At 70.0% G+C, this 5262-nt stretch carries 5 protein-coding genes and 1 pseudogene; all 6 read left to right on the forward strand.

Features of this window, described 5'->3' with window-relative positions:
- A pseudogene (locus tag PMI01_RS27755) lies at window positions 1-201 on the forward strand (hypothetical protein); the annotation flags it as partial.
- A gap of 20 nt (window positions 202-221) precedes the next feature.
- The gene (gene trbF / locus PMI01_RS06320) at window positions 222-908 is read left to right on the forward strand and encodes a conjugal transfer protein TrbF (protein ID WP_035035044.1); all 687 of its coding nucleotides are present in this window, start codon (window positions 222-224) and stop codon (window positions 906-908) included.
- Window positions 905-1930 (forward strand): P-type conjugative transfer protein TrbG, encoded by a 1026-nt coding sequence (gene trbG, locus PMI01_RS06325; RefSeq protein WP_007665654.1) that lies wholly within the window; start codon window positions 905-907, stop codon window positions 1928-1930. The genes trbF and trbG overlap by 4 nt, the downstream gene beginning before the upstream one ends.
- Window positions 1927-3138: a TrbI/VirB10 family protein gene (locus PMI01_RS28110; RefSeq protein ID WP_007665661.1), complete on the forward strand. Its 1212-nt coding sequence runs from the start codon at window positions 1927-1929 to the stop codon at window positions 3136-3138. Before trbG ends, PMI01_RS28110 begins: the two co-directional genes overlap by 4 nt.
- A 127-nt stretch (window positions 3139-3265) precedes the next feature.
- Complete coding sequence (locus PMI01_RS06335) at window positions 3266-3502, forward strand: ribbon-helix-helix domain-containing protein (protein ID WP_007665662.1); 237 nt, start codon at window positions 3266-3268, stop codon at window positions 3500-3502.
- A 183-nt stretch (window positions 3503-3685) separates the two neighbouring features.
- Window positions 3686-4948 carry a plasmid replication protein RepC gene (gene repC, locus PMI01_RS06340; protein WP_007665663.1) on the forward strand — a complete coding sequence of 421 codons (1263 nt, stop codon included), beginning with the start codon at window positions 3686-3688 and terminating at the stop codon, window positions 4946-4948.
- Window positions 4949-5262: the final 314 nt, after the last annotated feature.

The raw sequence follows: 5262 nt of genomic DNA on the forward strand, positions 1-5262 counted from the left end.
CAGCCGCCGGCCTCGGCCGAGGCCGGGGCGGGCGACGGGCGCGCGAATGAGGGCGACGGCCAGCCCGCGCCCTCTGGCGGACGGCGTCGCGGACGAGCGCGCGGGGCCGGCGCGGTCAGCGGCGCGCGGCCCTGGCGCGAGGATGCCGCCGGCCAGCCGATCGGCATGCCGCAGATCCATCCGCCATCGGACGAACCTTGAGCGCCGGAGCCTTTAAGTCGATGTCCACCGCCTTCCGCCGCGCCCAGGAGCGCTATGGAGACTCCTTGCCCATCGAGACGCCCTATCACCGCGCCGGTCAGATCCACGACGACCGCGACGGCGCCAAGCTCGCCGCGGCGCGCAACTGGCGGCTGATGGCGTTCGCCTGCGCGGGCCTCGCGGCCCTGTCGCTGGGGGCCTACATCTACGAGCGCCAGGACACCAAGATCGCTACCTATGTGGTGCCAATCGACCGTTACGGCCGGCCCGGCCGGATCGAGATGGCCGACCGCACCTACCGGCCCAGCCAGGCGCAGACCGGATATTTCGTCGCCGACTTCGTGCAACTGGTGCGGGCCAAGAGCACCGATCCGGTGGTGCTGCGGCAAAACTGGGTGCGCGCCTACGCCTTCGTCTCCGGCGACGCCAAGGCGACCCTGACCCAGCACGCCCGCGACCATGATCCCTTCGCCCGGGTCGGCGACGAGGCCGCCACGGTCGAGATCGTCTCGGTTCTGCCGCGCAGTCCCACCACCTACCAAGTCCAGTGGCGCGAGACTTTCTACGACCATGGCGCGGCCCTGCCCGCCCAGCGATGGACCGGGCTCTTCACCGTCGCCCATACCCCGCCGCGCAACGAGGCCCAACTGCGCGCCAATCCCCTGGGCGTCTTCATCACCGCCTTCCAGTGGAGCCGAGACCTATGAGCGGCCCTGTCCCGCGTTCGCGCCTTCCCGTCCCGGCCCTGGCGGCCGTTCTCCTGCTGGGCCTAGCGCCCGGCCCGGCGCCGGCCGCGCCCGATGGTCCCGCGTCCGCGCCCAAGCCCGCCATCTCACCCGTCGCGCCGATCCGGGCGGCGCGGGGGCAGCAGATCACCCCGGGAGAGGGGACGGCGGCGGCCGCGCGCCCCGCGCGCAAGCCCAGGCGCCGGCTCCCACCGAAGCGGCTTCGCGGCGAGGCCGCGGGGCCGATGGCCACCATCGCCCTCGCCAACGCCCAGGCCCGCGACTGGCCAACCCCGGCGTCCTACGTCAATTCGGCGCTGTATTACGACTTCGAGCCGGGGCGACTCTACACGGTCCACACCAGTCCCCGGTTCCTGACCACCATCGCGCTCAAGCCCGGCGAGAAGCTGATCGCCAAGGCCGCCGGCGACACCGTGCGCTGGGTGATCGGCGAGACCACGGCCGGAGCCGGCGAGGCCGCCCAGGTGGTGGTGTTCGTCAAGCCGATCCGGCCCGACCTGCGCACCAACCTCGTGCTGACGACCGACCAGCGCACCTATCTGATCGATGCGGTCAGCAACGCCGGCGGCGTCTATACCGCCGTGCTCAGCTGGAACTATCCGCAGGATCTGGCCAAGGCCGCGGCGGCCGAGCGCGCGCGCCTGGAGGCGCAGCAGGCCTCGGTCGCCTTCGGCGACGTCGCCATCGACCGCCTGAACTTCCGCTACCGCATCGATCCCAAGGATCGCCGGCCGCCGCGCTGGACCCCCGTGCGGGTGTTCGACGATGGGGCCAAGACCTATATAGAGTTCCCCGCCGATCTTGCGACCGACCAGGCCCCGCCGCTCTTCCTGCTGGGCGACAAGGACCGCGCCGAGCTGGTCAACTACCGCCAGAGCGGGACCTTCTACGTCGTCGACCGCCTGATCGACCGGGCCGAGCTTAGGATCGGCGAGGGCCGCCAGAGCATCGTGCGCATCACCCGCCAAGACGGCCCGCGATGAGCCCGGCCGGCCGCGACGACCTTTCCGGGGAGCCCCAGGCTCCAGCGCCAGCCAAGGCCTCGCCGCGCTCGGTGCTTGACGCCCCGCGCCGGCCGATCGCCCGCTATCGCCCCGCGGTGATCCTGTCTGGGGTGCTGGGCGTCCTGCTCCTGGTTGGGATCGGCTTCCTGATCGCCTTTGGCGGCGGCCGCAAGGCAGCCAATCCCCCGGCCGAGCCCCAGACCAGTCCCGAGGCGGCCACGACCGCGCCGATTGACCAGCGCCTGCCGGCGACCTATGGCGATCTGCCGCCGCCCAAGCCCTCGCCGTTCGCCCCCGCCGCGCCCGTGCCTGGAGGGCCTTCGCCCGACGGCCAGGCGCCCGGGGCGTCGGCCGGACCGCCCGGTCCTGTCGCCCGCCAGCGGGCCGAGGAGCGCGAGGCGGCCCGGCGAGCCGGGCCGTTCTTCGGCGGGGCCACGGCGCCTGGCCCTCAGGCGCCCGCGCCGGCCCAGGCCGGCTTTCCCTTGGAGGCGGCGGCGCCATCCGTCACGCCGGGCGACGGCGGTCGTCCCAAGGAGGCGTTCATCGCCCGCGCCGGCGCAGCCGGTCCGACCTATGCGCCAAGCCTGCCCCAGCCGGCGCTGTCGCCCTACGAGGTCAAGGCCGGAACGGTCATTCCGGCGGCCCTCATCACCAGCCTCAACTCCGACCTGCCGGGCCTGGCCGTGGCCCAGGTCACCGAGCCGGTCTTCGACCATCGCACGGGCCGTGTCGTTCTCATTCCTCAGGGCGCGCGGCTGATCGGCAAGTACGACAGCCAGGTCGGCCATGGTCAGGACCGGGTGCTGCTGGTCTGGACGCGCCTGATCTATTCGTCAGGCCGCTCGGTGGACCTGGCCGGTATGACCGGGGCGGACGCGACCGGGACGGCGGGCCTGTCGGACAAGGTCGACACCCATCTGCCGGTCCTGGCCCGGGCCATCGGCCTTTCGACCCTGATCTCGATCGGCGCGGCGGCGGCCCAGAACAGCCAGGCGCGCGGCAGCGACAACCTGGTGCTGCAGGACGGGGCCGGCGGGGTGGCCGCCCAGGCCAGCCAGACCGGCCAGCGGCTGGTCGAACGCGATCTGCAGCGCCCCCCGACCTTGAGAATTCGGCCGGGCTTTCCGATCCGGGTCATGGTCGACAAGGACTTGATCCTGCCGCCGCAAGTGGAGGCGGATCGATGAGGGCGCGCGACTCGGGCCTAGATGCCGATTCTTCTTCAATTCAAGACGTTTATTCGCGCGCGGCGCATTCCGGCCGGCCACCTTTACTAGTTCCGTCCGGCGGAATCGCGATCTTATCGTCCGCGCCATGACGACCGCACGCGACCTCGAATATCACGCGCAGTACCAGAAGCGTCTCCGGGCCGCGGCCCGGGCGCGCGGCAAGGGACAGCTGAACGCGCTTGTGGATAGGGATCTCATCGACAGGCTCGATGCGATGAAGGACGGGCGTGGTTTCACCAACCGCACGGCGGCTCTGGAGCAAGCGCTTCGCGAGTACTTCGAGCGGGGGCAATCGGAAAGGAACCAAGCCGTGAGCGCATAGAAAAACCCGGCTCGCCGAAACGCGCCGGGTTCTCCAGGTCATTCGCTAGACGGGATTGGCGTCCCGCCCGAGCTCTCAAGTCCTGCTCTTTCTACCGAATCACCGACATCGCTGCAATCCAAAAACGCGCGTTCGCGCGACGGGAACCTGTGCGCCTGCGGCCTTCTCAAGGAGGAGCAGGAAATGCAGACCGTCCAGAACGGGACTGGCGACGTGCGCCGTCTTGCGGACGCCCAATGGGCGGCCGCCAGGCTCGTCGACGCCTATGGGGGACTCCCCGAAGGGATCTCCAAGGCCATGCTGCTCGATCGTTTCGAGCGGGCCGCGCCCAGGCTTGGGTTCGGCGACGGGATCGTGCGCCTGATCCGCGCCCTGGTCCGCGTCACCCAGGAGCAGGACTGGACGGGCAAGACCCATCCGATCGCCTGGCCGTCCAACGACGCCCTGGGCGAGGAGTTGCAGCGCTCGCGCACCGTCATCCAGGGTCTGATCCGGTCCGCCGTCCGCGCCGGCCTAGTGCACATGAAAGACAGCGGCAACGGCAAGCGCTGGGGCTATCGCGGCGAACGGGGGCAGATCATCGAGGCCTTCGGCTTTGACCTGTCGCCCCTGGCCGTGCGTTGGGACGAGTTCGCCGACCTGGCCGCCGCCCGCGGGCTGGAGCAGGAACGTCGGCGACATCTCAAGCGCAAGCTGGGCGAGGTGCGCCGGGAGATCCGCACCGTCTGCGCCGACGCCCTGCAGCACGAGTTGCTCGGCTTCGACTGGAACGACGCCATCGCCCGAGCCAGTGGCCGGCTGCCCCGAACCCCGTCCCTCGGCGAGCTGGAGGGCCTCCTCGATGTCTTTTCCGGCCTGCTCACGGCGGTGGACGCCGCCTGGGTCAAGGCTCGCAAGTCATCAGATATGGAGCCCAGGGGCTTTGAAAGCCGAGCCCATAAAGAACCTACAACCCACCCTAAATCTGAAAGAACAACGTATCCAGCTCATCGAGAAGAAGTAGCGGATCGGTCGGCGCGACCCGGCCAAGGCGCGGGCGCCGCCGACCTCGATGGGGCCGAAACCCGGATCAGCGAGGAGGTCATCCCGCTGTCGCTGGTGCTCGAGGCTATCCCCGAAATCCATGAACACCTCGACGAGGTCGCCGCCGCCGAATGGGAGGATCTGGTCGATGCGGTGGCTCGGGTCGCCCCCTTGATGGGGGTGAACGTCTCGGCCCTGCGCGAAGCGCGGCAAACCTTGGGCCGCAATCGGGCGGCCATCGCCGTGGCGACCGTTCTGGCGCGCTGGAAGGACGGCGAGATCACCAGTTCGGCCGGCGGCTATCTGCGAGCCATGTGCGAGCGCGAACGCATCGGCGCCCTGCACCTGCTGCCCAGCCTCTATGGGCTAAAGGAGCGACACGCCCCGCGAAGGAAATCGCCTCCTCGGCGCACGGAGCGATGACGACACGGGCCAGGGCCGTTCCGCGCGCCTGGGCGCGGGTCTTGCCGAGGCGCGTTGCGTTGTCTTCGATCCCGAGGCCTTGAAGCTTGGCCTGAGTTCAAGGCCATCGCCGGCGCGTGCGTCCTGCGCGTCCATCCAAATGGAAATTTCCTTATCAAGTTAAGAAAAAATGCGATGATGGGCGCGAGCCCGCGCTCCAGCCGCGCGAAAGGGCCTAGCCGCTGGCCAAGGCTTCCCACGCAAAGGATTTTCATGCCCTTCGACTCGCCGCCCGCCGCTGAAGCGCCTCCCATCGAACAGGTGATCGTCACCGC

Source organism: Caulobacter sp. AP07, from assembly GCF_000281955.1.
Classification (GTDB): domain Bacteria; phylum Pseudomonadota; class Alphaproteobacteria; order Caulobacterales; family Caulobacteraceae; genus Caulobacter.

Coding starts and splice junctions, on each gene's coding strand:
- repC (WP_007665663.1), top strand. CDS start 3,686: ATGCAGACCGTCCAGAACGGGACTGGCGACGTGCGCCGTCTTGCGGAC.
- PMI01_RS06335 (WP_007665662.1), top strand. CDS start 3,266: ATGACGACCGCACGCGACCTCGAATATCACGCGCAGTACCAGAAGCGT.
- trbG (WP_007665654.1), top strand. CDS start 905: ATGAGCGGCCCTGTCCCGCGTTCGCGCCTTCCCGTCCCGGCCCTGGCG.
- PMI01_RS28110 (WP_007665661.1), top strand. CDS start 1,927: ATGAGCCCGGCCGGCCGCGACGACCTTTCCGGGGAGCCCCAGGCTCCA.
- trbF (WP_035035044.1), top strand. CDS start 222: ATGTCCACCGCCTTCCGCCGCGCCCAGGAGCGCTATGGAGACTCCTTG.